The sequence below is a fragment of the Pseudoalteromonas sp. MTN2-4 genome (assembly GCF_042848605.1).
Classification (GTDB): Bacteria; Pseudomonadota; Gammaproteobacteria; order Enterobacterales; family Alteromonadaceae; genus Pseudoalteromonas.
In genome coordinates this window covers 195,619-218,949 of record NZ_BTGK01000004.1, presented here as the reverse complement: position 1 = coordinate 218,949, position 23,331 = coordinate 195,619, and the positions used below count along the sequence as shown (strand labels likewise).

Here is a 23,331-nt window from a genome sequence, read left to right as displayed (position 1 = left end):
TCGGGAGGAGTAAATGAAGTTATCTGACATTTTATGTAAATTTAACCTCAGTGCGCCTCTCATTGGCTCAGCTCACATTGAAAATACCAGAGCAAGTGCCGTACTATTGCCTCTGCTTGAGGTCGATAACAAAGCCGCTTTGTTATTTTGCAAACGCGCAGCCTACTTAAAACACCATCCAAGCCAAATTTGCTTTCCAGGTGGCAAATTTGAGCAGTTTGACCCCTCACTTCAGGCCACTGCAATACGTGAAACCAATGAAGAGCTGGGTATTTGCCCAAGTCATATCAATTCTATCGGTCAATTACCCACTCATAACACATTAACAGGCTTTACCATTTCACCTATTGTTGCAACACTTCAATCTCACGCTTCATGGCACACTGACAGTGAAGAGGTAGAACAGGTATTTACGATTTCACTCGAACGCTTATTTGACGAAAAAAACTGGCGCTCAATCGAAGTACAATTAGGCGGAAAAGCCCGAAAATTCGATATTTTTCCTACTGAGCATGGCTTACTATGGGGCGCGACGGCTAAATTAGTTAAAAACTTTGCTCAACTGGTCAACTAACCACCACTTAGCCAGCGCAAAATAGTTACATTGAAATACTTTAACGTTATGATGTGCGTCCGTTCAAAGGCAATGTTGAGTAGAAGTTTATGATTAGTGCATTTGATATGTTCAGTATCGGGATTGGCCCGTCGTCGTCACATACAGTCGGCCCAATGCGCGCTTCACGTCTTTATGTAAAAGATTTACAAGAAAAACAATTAATCGACAAGGTTACTTCTGTCAAAGTAGAGCTGTATGGCTCACTTGGTCAAACTGGTGTTGGTCACGGCTCAGGTAAAGCGGTAATTTTAGGCTTAGCAGGTTACGACCCTGAAACTATCGATGCCGATGCAGTCCCCGAAATTTTAGACACCATCGAAAACGAACAAGTTATATATCTAGATAAGACCCATAAAGCGGCTTTTCCAAAGCAAGGCGCGATTGTTTTCCATCGTCGTAAAACCTTGCCTAAGCACTCAAACGCCATGGAAATTTTTGCTTACTCTGGTGAAGAGTTAGTTCACAGCCAAGTCTATTATTCTATCGGCGGCGGTTTTATTGTGACCGAAGAAGCCTTCGATCAAGAAAAACAAGCCGCACTTGATATTCGCGCAGAAAACCCAGCACCTTACCCTTTCAATAATGCTCAAGAGCTATTGGATATGTGTAAAGAGACAGGTTTAAGTGTGTCATCTCTGATGATGGCAAACGAAAAAACACTTCGCGCGGAAAAAGATATTAAAGATGAACTCTTTAACATCTGGAGTGTTATGAAAGCTTGTATTGAGCGTGGTATGCGTACAGAAGGTATTTTACCGGGCGGCTTAAAAGTAAGACGTCGTGCACCGAGCTTATATTTAAAGCTAAACGTTGAAAATAACAACGACCCACTTCGTGCAATGGACTGGGTTGATTTATTCGCTCTAGCCGTAAACGAAGAAAACGCAGCTGGCGGCCGTGTAGTCACCGCGCCTACAAATGGTGCAGCGGGGATCTTGCCGGCAGTATTGATGTATTACCATACATTCATCAAAGAAGTAGATGCAGAAATTGCCACACGTTATTTATTAACCGCTGCAGCGATTGGTATTCTTTATAAAAAGAATGCGTCAATTTCAGGTGCAGAGGTTGGTTGTCAAGGTGAAGTCGGTGTAGCTTGTTCAATGGCTGCAGGTGCACTTACTGAGATCATGGGCGGCAATGTTGTACACGTTGAAAACGCGGCAGAAATTGGTATGGAACATAACTTAGGTTTAACATGTGACCCTGTTGGTGGTTTAGTACAAGTTCCTTGTATCGAACGTAATGCTATGGGGGCGGTAAAAGCAATCAATGCATCACGTCTTGCTATGCGTGGTACGGGCGATCAAAAAGTATCGTTAGATAAAGTAATCAAAACCATGTTGGATACAGGTAACGATATGAAGACCAAATACAAAGAAACTGCACGTGGTGGTCTAGCGGTTAATATTATCGAGTGTTAAGTAGTAGAAAATTTTAGACACAAAAAAGGCTGCAATTGCAGCCTTTTTTATAATACGAGTTAATTACTTCACTGGTAACTCAATATCTTTGAACAGCTCGTCTACGTCATCTTGATTACGCAATAAGCTCGCTTTTTCGACTAGCTCTTTGGTCAAGTGTGGTGCGAAGCGTTCAATAAAGTCATACATATAACCGCGTAAGAAACTACCTTTTCTAAAGCCTATCTTAGTTGTGCTCGCCTCAAATAAGTGACTTGCATCGATACAAACTAAATCGTCATCAGTCTGCGTATCGATGGCCATGGTTGCTAACACCCCAACACCTAAGCCTAAACGAACATAAGTTTTAATGACATCAGCATCTGTTGCAGTAAATACAATATGTGGCTCAAGACCGTGGGCATTAAATGCTTTATCAAGTTCTGATCGACCAGTAAAACCGAATACATAGGTGATCAGTGGATACTTCGCGATATCTTGAACTGAAATATTTTTACCAAGTTTTGCAAGTGGGTGGTCTTTTGTGACCACAATGCTTCTATTCCAGTGATAACAAGGCAACATAACCAAATCACTATATAAGTGCAGCGCTTCGGTTGCGATAGCAAAGTCAGCGTCACCACGAGCTGCCGCGTCAGAAATTTGCTGAGGCGTACCTTGATGCATATGCAAAGACACTGCAGGATATTTCTGCATAAAGCCTTGGATCACCCCAGGTAGCGCATAACGAGCTTGAGTGTGAGTTGTCGCAATGTTCAACTTACCCTGATCTGGTAAGGTGTGTTCATTCGCAACAGCTTTTATTCCTTCGACTTTAGAGAGTATTTCACGGGCAATATTGATGATTTCATTGCCAGCAGGTGTAACATGTGTAAGGTGTTTACCGCTTCGACCAAAGATTTGCACGCCAAGTTCGTCTTCGAGCATTCTCACCTGTTTAGAAATACCAGGTTGAGATGTGTATAGACTTTCAGCTGTTGCCGACACGTTAAGGTTGTGATTGAGGACTTCTACAATATATTTTAGTTGTTGTAATTTCATAATATTTTTATTGTTTTAGTTTTTCACGAGCAACGGCTTCGTTATTGAGCCATACAGCATTTTGCCCTAATTCTATAAGGCTAGCATATTTGAAGACTTTCAGGTAGCAATTGCCACATTTGTTTAAAACTGAACATATTTTAAATCTTAAACTATAATAAAAAGCTATGAATTAAATGTATTTTTTATCAGAATATCGAGTTGCGCTATTCAGTAAGTGATAATTTCATGTAAGATAAAAATGGTTTGAGAAATTATGATTGAGAAGTCGCTATGCTTGTCCCAATAATTATAGTGTTAATTGTTGCTTTAATCATCATTTGCGTATGGGTGAGTGCAGTTCAGCAGCATAAAGAGAAGCAAGAAGCAGAAAGAAGAAAAGAGCTTGCTAGACAAAAACGCATCATTGAAGAATCTGAAGATGTGATTGTAAATAGCAGTAATATTCCAATGTCTGAGTTTATGATACAAGTTCTGCAAAGACGTGTTCATGACGCACTGGCTGCTATGGTCGAACTCTCGCCTACATCAAGAGAATTAAAAAACCGCTTGCACGAATCAAAAGAGCGGATGAACTCAACACCTGAAAACGCAAATAATTCTGACAATTTAAGCTTGCCTGACAGCGACAAACAACTTATTGCTTTAGTTCAAGGTATTAAAAAGCTGAGAAGCGTGCTTCGTTCTGAGCATTCTAAAGGTAAAGTTGAAACGCAAAAATTTGTTGCCGAAGATAGAAGACTTGAAAAGCTACAATTAAAAATTAATGTTGAAAGCCAAATCAAACGTGGTGTTGCTGCTAGAACGGCGAATATGGTCGGTTCGGCTCGACAATACTTCGAAAAGGCATATGCTACTATTTGTGCAGTTACCTACTCTGATGAATATGTCACTAACAAAAAGCAACTGCTAGAATCTTATTTAAACGAAATCAGTAATGAATTAAAAGCGTCTAATGAATCATCTGTTAAACAGAAAAAAGAACAAGAGCAAGACGATTTAGATGTTTTATTTGCACCGAAGAAAAAGTGGTAACACTTTTCTTCGGCATCAAATTTCACTAATTAGCTTAGAGCAAACTTTACTAAAAAAAGCACGGTTAATACCCAAACACTAATCGTGATTTCATCTTTCTTACCACATACAAATTTCACTGCAGTGTAAGCAATAAAGCCTAAAGCAATACCATGTGCAATTGAGAATGTCAGTGGTGTCATCAGCAACACGACACTTACCGGGATTGCATCTGTCATGTCATCCCAATTCACTAATTTTAAATTCTGCAACATGAGTACTGCGACATACAAAATAGCTCCAGCAGTGGCATAAGCTGGGATCATTTGCGCTAAAGGTGCAAAGAAAGTCATTAGTAAGAAGCATACGCCAACAACAACAGCAGTTAAGCCTGTTCTGCCTCCCACTGAGACACCTGATACTGATTCAATATAAGATGTTGTTGTTGAAGTACCTAGCATAGAGCCTGCGATTGTGGCCGTACTATCGGCTGAAAGTGCACGCCCCAAGCGTGGCATTCTTCCCTGCTTGTCTGCTAAACCTGCTTTTTGCGTTACTGCCACCAAAGTGCCAGAAGTATCGAATAAGTCAACAAATAAGAACGCAAACACAACACTCAACATAGAAAGTTCAAGCGCACCAGCTATATCTAGTTGCATAATAGTTGGGGCAATACTTGGCGGAGCAGACACTATTCCTTGATACTCAATCAAACCTAATGCCCATGCAGCAATCGTTACAATAAAAATACTGATCAGAACACCACTTTTGACGTCTCTGAACATAAGGGCTGCGATAACAAAAAAACTTAAAATTGCTAGTAAAGGACCTGCACTAGTGATATCACCCAGTTGAACAAGCGTTGCAGGACTTGCGACAATTATTTCGGCATTTTTAAGCGCGATTAAAGCTAAAAACGCGCCAATCCCCGTTGCAATCGCTTGCTTCAATACAAGGGGGATCGCGTTGATAATCCACTCTCGCACTTTAAATAAGCTTAAAACAAGAAAAATACACCCAGATAAAAACACTGCCCCTAATGCAGACTGCCAGCTATAACCCATACCTAAAACAACGCCATAAGTAAAAAAGGCGTTCAACCCCATACCTGGAGCAAGTGCAAGCGGATAATTCGCCCAAAAACCCATAATGAAGCAACCAATTGCCGCAGCAATACATGTGGCAACAAATGCGGCACCGAAATCCATACCTGTTTGCGCTAACATTGCCGGGTTCACAAAAACGATGTAAACCATAGTGAGAAAGGTCGTGAATCCAGCAATTAACTCAGTTTTCACACTAGAGCCTTGATGCTTGATAGAAAATAGCTTTTCGAGCATAGATGTTTCCATTGGTAAAAGTTAAAAGAAATTTATAATTCTTATTAAAGCGGCGCTATTCTAGCGGTTAATTACAGTGATTAAAAATGCAATTAAAGTTTCTTTTAGCTAGGATTATTTATTAGACCTGTTTCTCTTTCTTATTCAATTTTAATGAAGTCTGCTTGCTATATGTACAAGACTGAAGCACCTCCACTGGTTCTGCTTGTCATAGTTGTTCAGTGTGAAGCAATCGATAACGTAGGAGAGGTACTGTGGCTGAGAAGAAAATAATGGGGCTTTTGCATCTTTTATAGATAATAAAGGCATTTGATCTCAGAAAGCTTTAAAAAAATAACTGCACAATGACAGTAAAAATATATAATTAGCTAATCAAATGGCAAGAATTTAGCATAACTAAATTTATGGCCAACATGGTCACAAAGTTTTGACTACAATAATATTAAGCATTTTAAAAATAGGTAGAGTATGGATAAATCGCCAGATAATAGCGCGGCGCATTACGACTTAGAGCAACAACTATTTAATGTGCTTGAATTCGTTACAACACCCCCTAATGGTGAACTACGCTATCCTAAAGAGCATGACTCAGTCACTGCTTTTCAAAAAGGCTTGTACTACTTACAAGAAAAATCCTATCCGCTGGCAACAAAGTGGCTGCGTATGGCTGCTATGTCGGGAGATAATAAAGCACAGTTTTATTTAGGTTTGATGTTTATAAAAGGCCAAGGGGTGCCGCAGAGTGCATTCCATGCCATGGCTTGGTTGTCACTCGCTCAAAGTCAAGGTGTCGATGCGGCCAATGCAGTAATAGAACAAATAAAACCGCATTTAACAACGAAAAGAATCAAAGATGCGCAGTGCTATGCTGCCACCTTGTACGAGCAAATTCATCAATTGCAATTCCAGTCTAATTAAGTCTATTTTTTATACAGTAGTTTTATACAGTATTCACTGTAAAAACTACTGTATAAAACACCTGCATATATAGCGCCTTAAAAAAGCCCAAAACACCAAAAATTATAAGTAATTGAATTTAAAAAACTTATCATATTAGACTCATTAAAGTTGATTAAAAAGTAACATTTCTGCTTGCATTAAAACACTGTATAAACTACTGTATGTAAATACTGTATAAACAACCAGTGAGATGATTATGTTACAGACAACCGCAGTTTTACCAAGCTCAGTAAAAAAAGTAGATGCCCCCAAAGCCATTAACTTTGTTGAAACCCCTGATGAAATTTGTGCCAGTCTTGAACTACTTAAGATCATTCACCAATGTAATCACAAACAAGGTTGGACTTTACTAATTGCACCTGACCATATTCCAAATAAAGATATGCTTGAGGCCAGCTCAATAGACTCAAGTAAATTATTAGTGATCAGAAAAAAACACATCGTTGATTTAGAGTATGTACTAAATTCAGCTTTGAATAATGGCAATTTTGCGGCGGTTATTACATGGACTGGTATTACGGATCCGAAGCAGCTTTCGCAAATGCACTTAAGCCAAACAGATATCTCGCTATACTGTTTTACTGAAACCAGCAGCAAAGCGTGTACAATAGAGCGCATAGCAAGTTAATATAAGATTTTCTTATGTGTTACTGTTCTAACACTCAACCTTATGAGTCATGCTGCAATGTATTCATTACAAAGCATAAGTTACCTGAAACAGCGGAGCAGCTTATGCGCTCTCGTTACAGTGCTTATGCGACTAATAATGCGCAGTATATACTTGAGACTTATGCCAAATCTGAGCAACGTAATCACAGTCTTGAAGACATCGCTGCATTCGCTTCATTTGCCAACTTTATAAAGCTCGAGATCGTCGCAACAAAAACTGAACCTGAGTTTGATTATGTAGAGTTTAAAGCCCATTATTTGGCAGACGGAAAACATTGCCAAATACATGAGGTTTCAAGATTTATTAAAGAAGAAGGGGCGTGGCGTTACTTAGATGGCCAGTTATATGATGTGCCAGAGTTAAAAGTATCTAGAAATGATCCCTGCCCTTGTGACAGTGGCAAAAAATTTAAGAAGTGTCACGCTGGCTGATTTAAACCGCACTCAAGTTCACTCACTATTATCTCGCATTAGGCGGACAACTGAACCGCCTGCTGCATTTCACCGCTAGCTAATTGATCATAAAAACCTGCAGCATCTATTTTGGGTTTATCTATCTCTAATGCGCCAGCTCTTTGTGCAAAAATTTTAGCCTGCACAGTAGGTTCACAATTATCAATAATAACCAACTCAATGTGCTTTTTATCGTCTCTGATATGTAAAGGTTCTGGCGAAAGACAATTTCTTAGCCTTAATTCTGTAAGTCCCTGCTCATGAAGTAAACGGCTATTATTTTCACCTATGGTCATATCATAAGTGTTGGGGGCCGTTTGTTGCTGTGGACCAATTTGAAGTTCTTTTTTTAATGCATCTTCGCTCTTGTCTGGCTCAATTAATTCTGATTCAGGTAAATGAAATTCACTGAAGTCGAGTGCGTTTGGTGAAAGCATTGCCAAACAAAGCGCAAAGTCAGCACGACGATCTTGTGCCACGCTTTTTGCTAGCGTATCACCAAGCTGATGCTCCTTGTTTAAAATGCGCTCTAATTGCATAGAGTTTCACCGATTATTTAAAAAGTTATATTTTTATCGGCATTTTTTTAATTTTCTTTAGTTGTTTTCTTTACTTAATAAAAAACTTTGTTATTATCAGCGCCGTTGTTTAGGAGGGGTTCCCGAGCGGCCAAAGGGATCAGACTGTAAATCTGACGGCTCTGCCTTCGCTGGTTCGAATCCAGCCCCCTCCACCATAACATCACACTACAACTTGGAGGGGTTCCCGAGCGGCCAAAGGGATCAGACTGTAAATCTGACGGCTCTGCCTTCGCTGGTTCGAATCCAGCCCCCTCCACCAAGTTGTACAAAATTAGATACCCCCTGTGGAGGGGTTCCCGAGCGGCCAAAGGGATCAGACTGTAAATCTGACGGCTCTGCCTTCGCTGGTTCGAATCCAGCCCCCTCCACCATCTCTTTCTTATTAAATCATCTTACTTCATTCTATCATTAACGCTTTACCATTCTTGTTAAACCATAATCTTGCTGACTTATAGTCTTCATAGTGCTTTTCAACAATTTGCCAAAATAATTTGTTATGTGCCAGTACATGACAGTGTGCTAGCTCATGAACAATAACATAATCAATCATACGCTTTGACGCCCCAGCAAGAAGGCTATTAAAAGTAAGCGCTTGTTTACTGCTACAACTTCCCCAGCGACTTTTATACTCCCTGATTTTCACAGCTGAAACATGACAATTCATTTGCATAGACAATTGCTCTAAGCACAACTCTAAATAACTAGAGAGCAAATCTGTCAGTAATTCAATGATCGCTCGCCTGAACTCAAGCCTCTCTTCGCGCAACACTTCGGGTAAATATACAAATCGGCTTTCATGATCTAATACAGGCTTGTTTATATCTGAAAATTCAATCTTATAAACTAAACCAAAAATCAATAGTGACCTTGTGTGCAACGGCTTTTGTTTATTAGGCGCAAGCTCTAGTTTATGTCTTTGAGCATGCACCCAGTCTTTTTTGCTCTTTAGCCAATTTTCTAAAGCAACTTCACACACGTTTTCGGGGGCTGTCACTATTACTTGCTCTGGTGTGACTTTGATTGCAACCGTCTTTCTTCGTTTACTAAGCTTTAATTGATAATCAAACATTTTTAAGAATTTTTTTTACTTCACATTCAAAGCCATAAATTTACTGCTACCTTTAGTGTAATAAGACTATAAAGGGGTTAATTTATGAAAGATAAACCTACTTGCCAATATCAATCTCCTGATGGTCATCGCTGCCAAGAAATCGATATGGGTTCTGGTCTTTGCTTTTGGCATGACGCAAAGTTCGATAAAAGTGGGCTTGAATTATCGCAAAAACTAGAACGTTATGCCAAGCGTGGTGGGCTTCTGCAAGGTTTGGAGTTGAAAAGAGCAAATCTCGAGGGACTAAACCTTGTCAAACATAATGACCATACTGGTTACGACTTATCATATAGCAATTTTTATCGTGCAAATTTAAGAGGCGCGCACTTATTTAACAACAAAATTGAAAATGCCTCTTTAATGAAAGCAGATCTGCATGATGCCAATTTACATTGCTGTAAGCTTTCAAATTCCAACTTATTGGGTGTAAAGCTAAACAATACTCGGATCGATAATATAGATTTAAGTGGTAAATTACAGCAAGAAAATGAGGCAAGCTTAGCAGCCAAAGAGAAACGAACAGAAGATGCCGCTGATTTCTTCTTACAATCTGAAGAGACATACCGCACACTTAGAAAAGGTGCTGAGCAACAAGGTCTTTTTGAAATGGCTGGTAATTATACCTACAAAGAGCTGCGTATGCGTCATTATCAATACCCAACTCATTCAAAAAAGCGCTTTATGAGTGCGGCTGTTGACCTGCTCTGTGGTTATGGTGAAAAACCCGCAAATGTGATCCGTTTTAGCCTTTCAATGATTGTATTTTGCGCACTAATGTACTTCCTGTTTGGCATCAGTTATCAGGATGAAGTGCTTTCTATTAACTTTTCACAAAGCTTTTCTGACAATATAAGTGCACTGCTTAACAGTTTTTATTTCAGTGTAGTGACATTTACTACTCTGGGTTACGGAGACATAACCCCTATTGGATTTTCTCGTTTTATTGCCACGGTTGAAGCGTTTACAGGCAGTTTCTCTTTGGCATTATTCGTCGTGGTATTCGTAAAAAGAATGACGCGTTAATCGCGTCATTCTCTTATACAATATGCATCACTCATCTTTAGGCCAGTTAAATGGAATACTGGGAACAGTAAGCCCTCTTGCGGCCAATGCTTCCGGTACTGTCAGGCTAGTATCTGAAGCGCTCCACAGATCATTCGTAAATACTGAACTGCTATCTTCGTCAGTGATGTCACCTAAAACACCACTTAAATCTATATCAAATAAGAAGCTACCTGAGCCATCATAGTCACAACTTGTTGTCGGTGCATATTCAATATTGGCTCTATGATCGGTGCCTAAATACACACTTAAACTTGCATCGTACTCGAAGAATTGTCTTTGTGTTTTGGCAACGAGCGCGTGGCTTGCACCTGGTCCAGCCCAATTGCAAATAAACCCTTGGATCCAACCGTCAGTGTCTGTGACTTGCTCACCATAACCAAAATGCGCTTCACCATTGTCTAAACTTGTATCATTAAATCCTATATTAAAAATCCGGCTGTGAGAGTCGTTCACACCCGCTTGCCAAACATAACTGTAACTACCAGCCAGAGAGGTTAAATCGAAGTCAGCACCTAAAATTGCAAAATTTTCACTCCAACCATCGCTGTTTGACGCACTATACGTATTATCAACATCAACTAAACCACTACTGTTAAATACTCCAGTGACACTATGACCGCATAAGGTGGCATTTCTTAATTGCAAATTCATCTCATCATCTTCTCTTTCATACGCGAGAGACGCTGCGAGCGTACGTTCATTCTGGCTGCAATTAAACCCAGGCCACTCTATACCCGACACCCCTTGCTTCCCTTCAACCGTGTATTGTAATAACCCGGTATATTCGGTTTCTTCTGAACTAGGTGTGTGCGACATTGAAATAGTAATTCGATAGTCATTGCCAGACACTTGATAGTCCATTTCAGCACTGTATGTCCAGGTATCTGACGCAAGGGAGATGCTTGCAGAGTCAAAGCTAACGCTGGTTATACCTTGGGCATTCATATAAGTGGTGAGATCAAGTGTTGCGCCCTCTTCAGGCAAAGATTCACCTTCACTGTCTGCAACGCTGATAAAACTCGCAATAACCATTAACGCCATTTCTGTTTGTGATTCAATACCAGAGAGCAGTGCATTTACTTGCGATACGGCACAAGCGTTCCCGCTGTTATCTTCAGCAAGCCACAAACCCAAATCACCACTGGGTAATGTACCTGAGCTACTACCTGAGCTACTCGCCTCAGGGTGCCCCTCATACATTAACTGGGGACCGAAACAATCTGAGTTAATGCTAACTTGATAGAAAGAGGCAACATCAAACGCATCTGAAATAGCAAGCTCCCCGGCTAACACCTGCCCTATTTGCTCCGTTGCGGAAAAATAACTAGGGACAGTTGGGCCAAAGAGAGGTGTACTTGGCGCGTAACTCGGGCTGGTTCTTGCCTGTTTTTGCTGAGCACTGTCAGCAAAAGGTGATGACACCATTAAACTAGTTGGAAAACGTAAAGCTGCTATAGGCACTTCAGTTTCGTCATCTGTTGATTGTGTCGGCTCAGGGGTAGGTGTCGTCATATTCTGACTATCTTCAGAGCTACTTGAACCGCAGCCGGATAGACATACTAAAGCAGTTAAAACAGCGGGCAGGTAAGGTTTCATGCTACAAACTCCGTAATTGGCTTTAATAAAACGATTAGCAAAGCCTCAGAAAATTGCAAAACCCCTTTGTAAAAAATGTAGACATACTCATTGTAAATATGATCTAGATTGTATTTATTTCTCTTAGCCTTAACAGTATCAAGTCAATAAATTAGGCGCAAAACACTGACAATAACTTACTGTTTCTTACAATTTAAAGCGAGATCCCTTACTGCACTTTAAGTGATAAAAAGTCGCTACATACGACTTTTTACTCTATTTGTTGCTGGACTATTGGCTGGATCATCTGGCCAAAAATGTTTTGGATAACGCCCTTTCATTTCTTTTTGCACGTCTTTATAACTTGTCCCCCAGAAGTTTGCTAAGTCTTGCGTGAGCTGCAAAGGACGTTGCGCCGGAGACAATAACTCCATCAACAAAGGAAGTCGCCCTTCACACAGCCTTGGCGTTTCGAGCATACCAAACACCTCTTGCATTCGAACGCTAAGTTTTGCAGGTCCTTCTTGTTGAAATGTGAGCTTTATATTAGACCCTGAAGGCACTTGTATTCTAACTGGCAGGAGTTGTTCTAACGCTTGCTGTTGAGACCACTCTAAACAACTCATTAGCGCATCTTTCAGCGCGAGTTTAGTTAACGCGTCGAACTGTTTAATTTGCTCTAAATATGGATACAACCATGTTAAATCTGCTGTTAATGCATGCTCAGATAAATCATTAAATGTGTCAGGGTAAAACTTGCAGGCTAATTCAAAACGAGTAAGTAACTGCTCACACTCGCCGTAAGATCTGAATAATGATAGACCTTGTTTAGCTATCAAACTTAACCATGCTTGCGTTCTTGCTTGTGTGTCAATTTCAGCTCTGCTTGGTTTGCTCGAAAGGATTATCTGCCCAAGTAATTCTCGGTCTTCATGAATAAACTTCTGCTGTTTTTCATCAAATTCGCAAACTGTTTGTTCGCTTATCAAGTATGGAAGATAAGCATTTAGCTCTTCAATATGTAAGGGAGTCGCACTAAACACCTGCATGCCCTTTTCCCCTCCCAAGGATACAATGGCTAAGTACTCAGCAACCGGCCACACTTGCTCACTGACTTTGACACCTGCACCATTTGCCATTAAAAAGCCTTGCCCTCTACGTTTTGCGATACGATCGGGGTAAGCCAATGCAATAAGGAGTGGCACGGCAGATATAGGGAGCTCTGCAGGTTTTGTAATTTTAAGCCTTTTACACCAGTGCTGATACGCTTGCTTGAAGCTTGATGTTGGCTTAGTTAACATAGTAGATAGTGCAATCACTGCATCAGGGTTATGTTGTTTTCCTTGCTCCCATAAACTAACCAATGCACAAGCCAAAGCTGTAATATCCGGGATATCAACTTCAAGTTGCTGGGCTTTTAATAACATATGGGCATGTCTTGGTTCAGTGCCAAAACTATGTATCTGAGCGCCTAATGGGGTTAATTTTCCGTTGGCATCCAAGACTTCTAACATCTGCAGTAATTGAGTCGCTTGCTCTTGTTGAGCTATCGAAGGCTGATCGAGTAATGGCAGTGCTGACACTTCTGCTCCCCATACTTTTGCTTCGAGCATTAAGGCACTGATATCTGATGTTTTTATATGGGGTAAATCGTGGGCTATGCGTCGGTCGAACTGCGTTTTTTCACCAAGTCTATAAACAACTCCCGGCTCAATACGCCCTGCACGCCCCGCTCTTTGCACCGCCGACGCTTTTGAGATTGACTGTGTTTGAAGCTCACTCACACCGGTGTTCAAGTTATAAACCGCAGCGCGCTTTTTACCACTGTCTATCACTACACGAACGCCTTCGATGGTCAAAGACGTTTCGGCAACATTGGTGGTTAATACCACTTTTCTTCTTCCTTGCGGTGCTGTAGCAATAGCGGCTTGCTGTTGTTGTTTATTTTGCTCGCCAAATAAGCTGACAACGTCAATATTGTCGCCCAATTCACCTAAATTTTGTGCCACAAAATTAATCTCTTTTTGGCCTGGAAGAAAGACCAAAATACTACCAGATTGCTCTTCAATCGCTTTATATATTACATTTGGAATGGCTGCTAACCACTCTCGCTCGTTGCGAAGTGGCACATACATTTCTTCGACAGGATAGCTTCGGCCCTCCGAGCGAATCAAAGGACATTGTAAAAACTGCTGGTAACGCTCAGAGTCTAATGTCGCAGACATGACTAAAATTTTAAGGTCATCTCTCAATGCGCTTTGGCTTTCTAACGATAAAGCCAACGCAGTATCTGCTTGTAATGAGCGCTCATGAAACTCATCAAAGATAAGTAGATCTATGCCATCTAATTCTGGGTCTTGCTGGATCATCCGTGTCAAAACACCTTCAGTGACAATTTCCAAACGTGTTCGGTGACTGACTTTCGCCTCTTGCTTTATTCTTAAACCTATTTGTTCGCCAACTTGTTCACCTAATTGTTGAGCTAAGAAATTAGCAATATTGCGCGCCGCTAATCTGCGTGGCTCTAACATCACTATTTTCTTAAATTGCCCTGATAACAAGAGTTGTAAAGGCAACCAAGTTGATTTACCTGCACCTGGAGGGGCTTGTAGTAATACACTCGGGTGAGAAGATAAGGAGTCGGTCAGTTGTGAAAAAACAGATTCAATCGGCAGCACAGTTTCGCTCAATAAGATAAACTTTTTGTTTAGTTTATCATGTTATTGACGATCTCCTCACGGTTTGAGATTGTCTTTAGATTGCCTTGCTGTATTAATTGCTTAGCATTATTAACAATGTCTTCAGCCTCGAAAGCTTTATCAAACTTTGCATCTGTGATCCCAACCCATGCATTCCTGCCACCGTTTTTCGCCAAATATAAACATAAATCAGCAAGCTCGATAGTTTGCTCCCAGTCAAGTGAAGCCGAGTTTCTTTGCAATGGAAATGGCGTAAAGCCAAATGAAGCGGTAACCGGAATTCGAATGTTATTATCTTTAAATTCAAAAGATTCTATATTGGCTCTTATCCGCTCTAGAATTTCTGCTGCTGCGTCTCGCGAGATATTAGGCATTAATAATAAAAACTCTTCACCACCCCAACGAATAATGACATCATTTTGCCTAATCGTTTGTTTTAGGACAGTTACAAAAGATTTTAAAACTGTATCACCTGCACTATGACCATAGGTATCATTGACTCGCTTAAAGAAGTCGATATCAATTAAACACATAATGGTTGATTCAGTCATCATCTCAGTGGGCAAATATTCGTCAATGTGAGTGAACAAGAAGTGACGGTTATAAGCCCCAGTCAGACTATCAGTATAACTCAATGCTTGAAGCTGTTTATTCCTAATTGCGAGTTCTTGTGTACGTTGAGCAACTTGCTGCTCAAGCATTTTCAATGTACGTTTGTTTTGCCAGCGCCAATATATAAAAAATAGCAATGTAAAAAACAACACCACTAGTAATATCACTCGCTGTTGTAATAAAGCGGTGTTTTCAATTGCTTGCATCTGTTGCGTTATCTGTTGCTCTTTTAGGGCATTATCTTTTTCGAGTATAGACAACTGCTGCCTTTGCTGATCAAAGTCAAACCTTGCCTCAAGCTGCAGTAACTTGTTATTTCTTTTTTGCAGGTCTAATGCCTTTTGTGTAAATGCATAGCGCTTCAGATATAAATGCGCCCATTGGTAATCTTGGATTTGAGCAAAACTGGCAGCCAGAGTGTGTTGTAATTGTGCTTGCTCTTCTAAAAAGCGGGTGTGAAAAGTACTTTGTAGGCCATCTTGGGCAGTTAAAATCGCTTTTGCAAACAAACCAGCTTGAAGGTATGTCTTCGCTTGCAGCACTTTAACCATTAACTTGGTATGATGAAATTGTCTGTCTGAGTTATACTGGCTGATTTGATCAATCAAATCCTGTGCTACGATGTGCTCACCCATTTCTAGCTTTACTTTGGCTTTCTCAATCAGCAACTCAATGTAAATCGACTTGCTCATATTCGGTTTGTCTAGGGCGTCATCTAGCACATACAATGCTTGCAAATAACTGCCTTTACTAAAATAGATCCTAGCCTTCCAAAGACAGACCTTAGCCCTCAAAATGCTGACTCTAGGTAATTGATTTACCAAAAGTGCTATTTTATCCATTTTTTCTGATGCTTGTTTAAAGCGCTCTAAAGATACCTCTAGATGAACAATTGAAAGGTAAACACTGATCAACAAAGCTGGATCGGCCAGCTCCACCGCAATATCTAGCGCCTGTTGATTAAGCGTTAAGCTCTCTTTGTAGTCACCGTAACGGTGTTTAAGTAATGCCACCAATAATAATGCTTCAGCTTGAACTTTAGCATTGTTAACAGATGCCGCTTCTTGCTCGAGAGCCTTTAGGTTTGGCAATAATTTTAAGTCATACGTTGCCAATACTGCCTTTTTATACACCTCTAGCTTTGCGGGTAGCTCAGCAAAACTTTTGGTTTGAAATTTAGACGCAGGTGTTTTACTGGAAGATTCAAAGCAAAAAAAGAAAAGAAATAACGCAATAAGCTGAGAAGTATATTTAATCATTGCAATCCCGGGTTGAGCATTTGGATGTTAATCGTTTGCCAATCCGTGACTTTCTCATTAATGAAACCTGACTGTTTCAACGCTTTTTCTATTGTGCCATTTGTTCTCAATATGCCGAGACCTTTATTCAGCGCTTGAAATACTGCGCGACCTTCTGGGTGGCGTTTACTTACTACAAAATGTCTAGAGTCTGGCAAAAACACCTTAATATTATTGATCGGTACATATAGCCTATTTTCAAAGTTTAGCTCTAAACTATTACTGACACTAAAATTGATCAGCATGGCATCAACCACACTGGTCTCTACCATTTCCAACATGGTTTCCCAAGGGCCAATAAAGCTGACAATGTTTAAGTCGGTATTGTGAAGTGCACGCCAATCTACCTTCCATCTGGGGTTTGCAACAACAGTTAAATTTTCTAACTGAGCTTTAGCTAAGTTGTGGAGATGTACGTTACGCTTAGCAACATATAAACCAGCTTCGTATTCACCAAATTTGACTAAAGGCGTGCTTACATACAATGACCCTCGATAATTGAGAATGTCTTCATGCCATACGGAGCGAGCCAAAACCAGGCTGTCCCCGGCAATTAAATCCGAATATTCTAAGATATTAATAGAAGGTTTGGGGTTAAATACGATAGGTCTATCAATGCCTCCAAGTTTCAACGCTTGTTGCAAAAGGATCATTTCGATAATTTCTATATGTGACCCTTTTGTTGTGGCATGAAAGTCTTTGACTTCATAGGGGGAGCGACCATTTAAAAAACTTTGATAACGCTGCGTAAAGTTTTCACTTTGCATGATATCTACCACCAAAGGCGTTTGAGAAAAACACCAATTAGGAAGTAAAAGAAAAAAAACTAGAACACAAAACCGCATACACATCGCACCACAAAGTAAAGTGCACTACTATGCACTTTTTGTGAACATTATATGAGCGAGAGTATTTATAGCAACAAATTTAATGCAAAAGGATGAATTTAATTGAACTTAAAAGAACAAAAAATTTACAAAAAGAATAATTTAAGGCACTAAAAAAGACTTTAATAAACGCATGACTTGCTCTGATAGAACCTTTCCAACACACCCTAAATACTAACATCACTGATTATTCATCAGTATTTTAATCCTTTTGAGATAGATGCTATTATCGGCGCAAATAGTCTATCAGTGTCGTAATCATGGAAAAATACGAAGAGCTACTCGTCTCAATCAGAAAAGTTATCCGTGCAATTGATTTGCATTCTAAGCAATTAAATAAATCATCGGGTCTAACAGGCCCACAGTTACTTATTATGCAAGAAATTGCGCGAGTTAAAGGCGTGACGGCGAGTCAGGTTGCCAAACAAATTAACCTAAGTGCAGCAACAGTAACGAACATATTAGATAGACTTGAAAACCGCGGCTTGATCCAACGGGTTAGAAGCTCAGAAGATAAGCGACGTGTTGGGTTATTTTTATCTGAAGATGGCAAGAGTGCATTAATTGATGCACCGCAACCTCTACAAGAGCACTTTATTCAAAAGTTCTGTCAACTTGAAGAATGGGAGCAATCTCTCCTTCTCTCTTCAATGCAGCGCATAGCCTCTATGATGGATGCAACTGAAATCGACGCTGCACCTGTACTTGAAATTGATCCGATGCATCTCAGTAGTCAAAAGCAGGCTGAGTCAGAATAAATCATTTCATCAAGGGCAGTACTTATTTTGTATTACTGCCCTTATTATTATACTAATCACCCTGCCAACTTTTTAAACCAGAGATTCAAAGACTTAAATTCGTCTTCAATTCGATTGTTATTAGTTAGTCGCCCACCAAACTCATATTTTTGTTGCGAAAATATCTTGTTAACCGGTAATGAAGTCGCCAAACATAAGGTATAAACGTTTTTAATATCTTGCTGTTGTAAAAACTGCTTAACTTTGTTTAAAAGCGCAGATGCTATGCCTTGATTCTGAAATTGCGTCATCACGCCCAGATCGTAAATACGTGCATTGCTGGTGTCTATATCTAACTCAACGCGTAAGCAACCAACAATTACGCCCATATAATCAGCGCAGTAGTATTGCACACCATTATTCATACTCGTCTTAATGAACTCTTCGTTACTCACAGGAGATGAGTAATTGGTATAGACATGCCCATATAATTTACTTAAAGCACGAATATCAGTGAGATTGCAGCTTCTGAATTGAACCGGTTCATTAAACTTGCCTGGGTGCCAAGGGTTAGCTTTTAAGGCTTTGGCAACGATTTCATCGTATTGTTGACAGAATTCACTCTGCTCACGATTCTTATCTAAAAAATAAGAAATAAATACCGCATCTTCACTCCCGAAATAACCCGGCACTGTCGCTTCAATCTTATAGCCTTTTTTCAAAAACGATAATAACTGTGAGCCTTTTACTTTTGCAATTATCTTGCCATAACCTTGTGCTAAAGCGACTTGAACTAATGCGTCATGGAAAGTATTTGGGGTTTTTATCGTCGAGTAAGTCACATAAATTCTGCTATTTAGCTGACCGTGGCGGATTTGATTAAATTCAACAATGTCATCACAGTCGTAATAACTACTTGCTACGGCTGACATGATTTCTCCATAAATAAGTTAATGCGAGAAAACACTTACTAAATACAAATCATTGTCGAAAATAATTTGATTTAAAACTTTAAAACGCACACACACCCGCACATCCAATTAAGGTTATCTCTTTATATTCAGAATCTTATAAGTTTTACCAAGGAGGCCGTGACGCTAAAAAGCGGCTTTCAAATACTTCGTATTCGAAATATATTATCAATTATTAGAACTCGAATCAAATTGCAAATCACTAAGAACACTAGCCACAAAAGCTACATTTCAGACTATATTTACAGCGAACACCCAGAAAATTTGAAAATAGCACCATAAAAAACACCTCTTCCCTCGATTTAAAACAACTTAATCAATATAAAAACCAGTAAAAAGTCACAAGATCAAATCATTTTAACTATAAATTTAACTACTCAAACAAAAATAATTAAAACCAAACACATAAAACAAAAGCACAAACAAAACAACAATTTAAAAAACATCAATTTATAATCGCAAATGGATAAAACCAATACAAACTTGAAAAATTACTTAGAACTCTATAGGATTTATTTTAATTGAACGGTCAATCAATAAAAAGTTATGCCAAAAGTAGGAATGGAACCGATACGTCGCCAACAACTCATTGAAGCAACGTTAGAGTCGGTTGCAGAAGTGGGCTTACATGCCACAACCATAAACAGCATTAGTAAGAGAGCGGGCTTATCCTCAGGGATCATTAGCCATTACTTTGGAGGTAAACAAGGCCTCATCGAAGCGACTGTGCGCTTTTTATTAAACAATTTAAAAACCAGTTTGATCAGTAAAACTCAGCTATCTTGCTCTGCTGAAGAACGGTTAATGTTTATTGTTGAAGCGAACTTTTCAGTTATCCAACAACAAACCAGTAGTACAAAAACTTGGTTAAGCTTTTGGGCGCAATCAATGCACGATGAACAATTGCACCGATTGCAAACCGTAAATGCAAAACGCTTATACAGTAACTTAGCCTTTTCTTTCAAGACGTTAATGCCCGAAAGCGATGCCAAACGCGCTGCTAAATTAGCGGCGGGTATGATTGATGGCTTATGGCTAAGAGCTGTTTTAAGTAAGGCCTCAGAGCAAGAATTTAAGCAAGCTGAGCAGCTTGCAAAACATTATGTGTCTTCCCTCATTTCATCTTGTGGAGCTTAAAAATGACCACACCTGTTTATCAGAATTTTATCCATGGCCAATTTGTGTCGAACCAGAGCAAAGAAACTTTTACAGTCAAAAACCCTGCAACTGACGAAGTGATTTACCATGTCGAAGTTGCAGATGAATCTATTCAAGAAAAAGCCATTACCAGTGCACGCGAGGGTTTTGTGGCTTGGTCAGCAATGACCCCAATCGAAAGAAGCCGAATTCTAAACAAAGCCGTTTACTTATTACGTGAGCGTAATGACGAGCTAGCAAGAATCGAAGTGTTAGACACAGGTAAACCAATTCAAGAAGCGGATTGTGTCGACATTCAAACTGGCGCCGATGTAATTGAATATTTTGCAGGTCTTGCACCAACACAAGTCGGTACACAACAACCCGTTGGCAACGATTTTTTTTACACACGTAAAGAGCCTTTAGGTATTTGTGCAGGTATCGGCGCATGGAACTACCCGCTACAAATTGCCTGTTGGAAATCAGGCCCCGCTCTTGCTGCCGGTAACGTTTTAATCTTCAAGCCATCAGAAGAAACACCTCTAGGTGCAATTAAACTGGCTGAAATCTTCATTGAAGCAGGCATGCCAGCAGGTGTATTCAACGTTGTGCAAGGCGCTGCTGAAGTCGGACAATGGCTGACAACACACCCAGAGATCGAAAAAGTATCGTTCACTGGCGAAGTTGGCACAGGTAAAAAAGTCATGCAAAGCGCCGCATCGAACTTAAAAGATGTGACTATGGAACTTGGCGGCAAATCTCCATTAATTGTGTTTGATGACGCTGATATTACAGAAGCTGTAAGCGCAGCAATGTTGGGGAATTTTTATACCCAGGGCGAGATCTGTACTAACTGTACTCGTGTGTATGTACACAAATCGGTCTACACACAATTTATTGACCAGCTTAAAGCGCGCACTGAAGCAAATATTATCGCAGGAGATCCCCTTGATCCTAATGTTAATTTGGGCGCGCTTATTTCTAAAAAACACCAAGAATTGGTGCTAGATTACATCGAAAAAGGCAAAGCCGAAGGTGCCACTTTATTAACAGGTGGCCATGCTTTATCGCCTGAGTCTGCCCCTAAGGGTTACTTCGTTGCACCGACTATTTTCACTGACTGTACTGACGACATGACCATTGTCAAAGAAGAGATCTTTGGCCCTGTTATGAGCGTGTTAGTTTTCGAAGATGAAGCTGATGTGATCACCCGCGCTAACAATACTGAGCTAGGGCTAGGTGCCGGTGTATTTAGTCAAAATATTCAACGCGCGCACCGTATTATCCACCAGCTTAAAGCCGGTATTTGTTGGATAAATAGCTATGGTAATTCCCCTGCCGAAATGCCAGTTGGCGGTTACAAACAATCAGGTATTGGTCGCGAAAATGGCATTGAGACTTTAAATAGCTATACACAAACCAAGTCGGTTTATGTGGGTATGAGTCAAATCGAAAGCCCATTTTAGGAGTCTAATATGCTGTACGACTACATCATCGTCGGTGCAGGCTCTGCGGGCTGTGTGCTGGCAAATCGCCTTTCAGCGGATGCACAAAACAAGGTGCTATTACTAGAAACAGGTGGCTCTGATAAGAGTATTTTTATCAAGATGCCTACTGCTTTGTCTATTCCGATGAATACCGATAAGTATGCATGGCAATTTCATACTGAAGCTGAGCCTTATTTAGACAACCGAAAAATGCACTGCCCACGTGGCAAAGTGCTAGGTGGGTCATCATCAATTAATGGCATGGTGTATGTAAGAGGTCATGCCAAAGATTTTGACGAGTGGCAAGCGCACGGCGCGCAAGGCTGGGATTACCAAGCCTGTTTGCCCTATTTCAAAAAAGCTGAGAGCTGGTATCAAGGTGAGAATACCTATCGCGGTGGCACAGGTGAACTGGGCGTCAACAACGGTAATGAAATGAAAAACTCGCTTTATAGCACCTTTATTGAGGCGGGCGCTCAAGCCGGATACCCAGTCACAAGTGACTACAACGGTGAGCAGCAAGAAGGCTTTGGCCCAATGCACATGACAGTAAACAACGGCGTGCGTAGCTCAACCTCTCGCGAGTATTTAGATCCAATTAAACATCGCAGTAATTTAACTGTGGTCACAGGTGCCCTTGTCAGCAAGGTGTGTTTGCTCGATAGAAAAGCCACAGGCGTTGAATATCGTGTTAATGACAAAGTATACCAAGCGGATGCTAGTCAAGAAGTCATATTAAGCGCGGGCCCAATAGGCTCTCCTCATATTCTGCAATTATCTGGTATCGGTGAACGCAAAGCCTTAGAAAATGCGGGTATTGAAGTTAAACATGAGTTGCCGGGAGTCGGTAAAAACTTACAAGATCACCTTGAGTTTTACTTCCAATACAAGTGTAAAAAGCCGATTACTTTAAACGGTAAACTTGGCTTGATTTCAAAGGGCTTGATCGGCACTGAATGGGTGTTGAATAAATCTGGTCTTGGCGTTACTAACCATTTTGAGTCTTGTGCATTTATACGCTCAAAAGCCGGTATTGAATGGCCTGATATTCAATATCACTTTTTGCCAGCGGCGATCCGTTACGATGGTAAGTCTGCATTTGATGGCCATGGTTTCCAAGTGCATGTTGGGCATAACAAACCTAAGAGCCGAGGGAGTGTGACCATTCAGTCAAGTGACCCGCAGGTGCCGCCGAAAATTCAATTTAATTACTTGCAACACCAAGACGATATTGAAGGCTTTAGAGCGTGCGTTCGCCTTACGCGAGAGATCATCTCTCAACCTGCCTTTGATGAGTATCGTGATGGCGAAATTCAACCTGGTGAACATATTCAAACTGATGAACAGATTGACGAATTTGTTCGACAAGCCGTTGAGAGCGCCTACCACCCTTCATGTTCATGCAAGATGGGCGAAGATGAGATGGCCGTTGTGAACTCGCAAGCGCAAGTTCACGGTATTCATGGCCTGAGAGTGGTGGACTCTTCTATTTTTCCAACAATTCCGAATGGCAACTTAAATGCACCGACTGTCATGGTCGCTGAAAAAGCCGCAGATATGATTTTAGGTAACGCGCCATTGGCACCTATGAATGCCAAGGTGCATTTACATGAAGATTGGCGTAACAAACAAAGATAAAAGAATCACACAGGTG

Annotated in this window: 20 protein-coding genes and 3 tRNA genes; 14 read left to right on the top strand and 9 right to left on the bottom strand. The window is 40.4% G+C overall.

The annotated features are described in order from the left end of the window. Positions 1–13: 13 nt before the first annotated feature. Positions 14–574: a CoA pyrophosphatase gene (locus ACGHEH_RS12055; protein WP_390445650.1), complete on the top strand. Its 561-nt coding sequence runs from the start codon at positions 14–16 to the stop codon at positions 572–574. An 89-nt stretch (positions 575–663) separates the two neighbouring features. Next, positions 664–2,040 carry an L-serine ammonia-lyase gene (locus ACGHEH_RS12050; protein ID WP_390445647.1) on the top strand — a complete coding sequence of 459 codons (1,377 nt, stop codon included), beginning with the start codon at positions 664–666 and terminating at the stop codon, positions 2,038–2,040. A 63-nt stretch (positions 2,041–2,103) separates the two neighbouring features. On the opposite strand, the gene cysB is transcribed toward ACGHEH_RS12050, so the two are convergent. Then, entirely contained in the window at positions 2,104–3,081 is a 978-nt protein-coding gene (gene cysB / locus ACGHEH_RS12045) for an HTH-type transcriptional regulator CysB (RefSeq protein WP_058029479.1), read from the bottom strand. Between the two features lie 273 nt (positions 3,082–3,354). Here cysB and ACGHEH_RS12040 point away from each other — a divergent pair, with 273 nt between their 5' ends. Beyond that, positions 3,355–4,116 (top strand): hypothetical protein, encoded by a 762-nt coding sequence (locus tag ACGHEH_RS12040; protein WP_390445644.1) that lies wholly within the window; start codon positions 3,355–3,357, stop codon positions 4,114–4,116. Between the two features lie 29 nt (positions 4,117–4,145). Here ACGHEH_RS12040 and ACGHEH_RS12035 read toward each other — a convergent pair whose 3' ends face one another. After that, positions 4,146–5,435 (bottom strand): NCS2 family permease, encoded by a 1,290-nt coding sequence (locus ACGHEH_RS12035; RefSeq protein WP_390445641.1) that lies wholly within the window; start codon positions 5,433–5,435, stop codon positions 4,146–4,148. Positions 5,436–5,903: 468 nt separating this feature from the next. Between ACGHEH_RS12035 and ACGHEH_RS12030 the strand changes: the two genes are divergently transcribed. From ACGHEH_RS12030 to ACGHEH_RS12020, 3 genes are all read left to right on the top strand, one after another. Continuing rightward, positions 5,904–6,353, top strand: a complete 450-nt coding sequence (locus tag ACGHEH_RS12030) for a tetratricopeptide repeat protein (RefSeq protein WP_390445639.1) — start codon at positions 5,904–5,906, stop codon at positions 6,351–6,353. 238 nt (positions 6,354–6,591) lie between these two features. Further along, on the top strand, positions 6,592–7,023 hold the full coding sequence (locus ACGHEH_RS12025; RefSeq protein ID WP_390445638.1) for a SulA-like leucine-rich domain-containing protein: 432 nt from the start codon (positions 6,592–6,594) through the stop codon (positions 7,021–7,023). 14 nt (positions 7,024–7,037) lie between these two features. Further along, positions 7,038–7,496 carry a YchJ family protein gene (locus ACGHEH_RS12020; RefSeq protein WP_390445635.1) on the top strand — a complete coding sequence of 153 codons (459 nt, stop codon included), beginning with the start codon at positions 7,038–7,040 and terminating at the stop codon, positions 7,494–7,496. 38 nt (positions 7,497–7,534) lie between these two features. Here ACGHEH_RS12020 and ACGHEH_RS12015 read toward each other — a convergent pair whose 3' ends face one another. After that, entirely contained in the window at positions 7,535–8,056 is a 522-nt protein-coding gene (locus ACGHEH_RS12015) for a VC2046/SO_2500 family protein (protein ID WP_390445633.1), read from the bottom strand. A 112-nt stretch (positions 8,057–8,168) separates the two neighbouring features. Between ACGHEH_RS12015 and ACGHEH_RS12010 the strand changes: the two genes are divergently transcribed. The 3 genes from ACGHEH_RS12010 to ACGHEH_RS12000 all read left to right on the top strand — a co-directional run bounded on the left by ACGHEH_RS12010 (position 8,169) and on the right by ACGHEH_RS12000 (position 8,469). Beyond that, positions 8,169–8,253, top strand: a tRNA-Tyr gene (locus ACGHEH_RS12010). 19 nt (positions 8,254–8,272) lie between these two features. Further along, positions 8,273–8,357 (top strand) — tRNA-Tyr (locus ACGHEH_RS12005). A 27-nt stretch (positions 8,358–8,384) separates the two neighbouring features. Continuing rightward, positions 8,385–8,469, top strand: a tRNA-Tyr gene (locus ACGHEH_RS12000). A 26-nt stretch (positions 8,470–8,495) separates the two neighbouring features. Here ACGHEH_RS12000 and ACGHEH_RS11995 read toward each other — a convergent pair. Then, positions 8,496–9,167: a M48 family metallopeptidase gene (locus ACGHEH_RS11995; RefSeq protein WP_390445630.1), complete on the bottom strand. Its 672-nt coding sequence runs from the start codon at positions 9,165–9,167 to the stop codon at positions 8,496–8,498. Positions 9,168–9,251: 84 nt separating this feature from the next. Between ACGHEH_RS11995 and ACGHEH_RS11990 the strand changes: the two genes are divergently transcribed. After that, positions 9,252–10,232, top strand: a complete 981-nt coding sequence (locus ACGHEH_RS11990) for an ion channel (RefSeq protein ID WP_390445627.1) — start codon at positions 9,252–9,254, stop codon at positions 10,230–10,232. A gap of 27 nt (positions 10,233–10,259) precedes the next feature. Here the strand turns inward: ACGHEH_RS11990 and ACGHEH_RS11985 are convergent, their stop codons facing one another. The 4 genes from ACGHEH_RS11985 to ACGHEH_RS11970 form a co-directional block, all read right to left on the bottom strand. After that, complete coding sequence (locus ACGHEH_RS11985) at positions 10,260–11,870, bottom strand: hypothetical protein (RefSeq protein WP_390445625.1); 1,611 nt, start codon at positions 11,868–11,870, stop codon at positions 10,260–10,262. 236 nt (positions 11,871–12,106) lie between these two features. Beyond that, positions 12,107–14,527 carry an ATP-dependent helicase HrpB gene (gene hrpB / locus ACGHEH_RS11980; protein ID WP_390446022.1) on the bottom strand — a complete coding sequence of 807 codons (2,421 nt, stop codon included), beginning with the start codon at positions 14,525–14,527 and terminating at the stop codon, positions 12,107–12,109. Between the two features lie 29 nt (positions 14,528–14,556). Further along, on the bottom strand, positions 14,557–16,419 hold the full coding sequence (locus tag ACGHEH_RS11975; RefSeq protein WP_390445622.1) for a GGDEF domain-containing protein: 1,863 nt from the start codon (positions 16,417–16,419) through the stop codon (positions 14,557–14,559). Next, entirely contained in the window at positions 16,416–17,225 is an 810-nt protein-coding gene (locus tag ACGHEH_RS11970; protein WP_390445620.1) for a hypothetical protein, read from the bottom strand. Before ACGHEH_RS11970 ends, ACGHEH_RS11975 begins: the two co-directional genes overlap by 4 nt. A 380-nt stretch (positions 17,226–17,605) precedes the next feature. Between ACGHEH_RS11970 and ACGHEH_RS11965 the strand changes: the two genes are divergently transcribed. Next, positions 17,606–18,103 (top strand): MarR family winged helix-turn-helix transcriptional regulator, encoded by a 498-nt coding sequence (locus ACGHEH_RS11965; RefSeq protein WP_390445617.1) that lies wholly within the window; start codon positions 17,606–17,608, stop codon positions 18,101–18,103. A 56-nt stretch (positions 18,104–18,159) separates the two neighbouring features. On the opposite strand, the gene ablB is transcribed toward ACGHEH_RS11965, so the two are convergent. Continuing rightward, positions 18,160–19,014 carry a putative beta-lysine N-acetyltransferase gene (gene ablB / locus ACGHEH_RS11960; RefSeq protein ID WP_390445615.1) on the bottom strand — a complete coding sequence of 285 codons (855 nt, stop codon included), beginning with the start codon at positions 19,012–19,014 and terminating at the stop codon, positions 18,160–18,162. 585 nt (positions 19,015–19,599) lie between these two features. Between ablB and betI the strand changes: the two genes are divergently transcribed. Genes betI through betA form a run of 3 tightly spaced genes read left to right on the top strand, consistent with a single transcriptional unit; the run spans position 19,600 to position 23,315 of the window. Then, positions 19,600–20,190 carry a transcriptional regulator BetI gene (gene betI / locus ACGHEH_RS11955; RefSeq protein ID WP_390445613.1) on the top strand — a complete coding sequence of 197 codons (591 nt, stop codon included), beginning with the start codon at positions 19,600–19,602 and terminating at the stop codon, positions 20,188–20,190. Positions 20,191–20,192: 2 nt separating this feature from the next. Then, positions 20,193–21,656, top strand: coding sequence for a betaine-aldehyde dehydrogenase (gene betB, locus ACGHEH_RS11950; RefSeq protein ID WP_390445610.1), 1,464 nt, complete (start codon positions 20,193–20,195; stop codon positions 21,654–21,656). Between the two features lie 9 nt (positions 21,657–21,665). Further along, positions 21,666–23,315 (top strand): choline dehydrogenase, encoded by a 1,650-nt coding sequence (gene betA / locus ACGHEH_RS11945; RefSeq protein ID WP_390445608.1) that lies wholly within the window; start codon positions 21,666–21,668, stop codon positions 23,313–23,315. Positions 23,316–23,331: the final 16 nt, after the last annotated feature.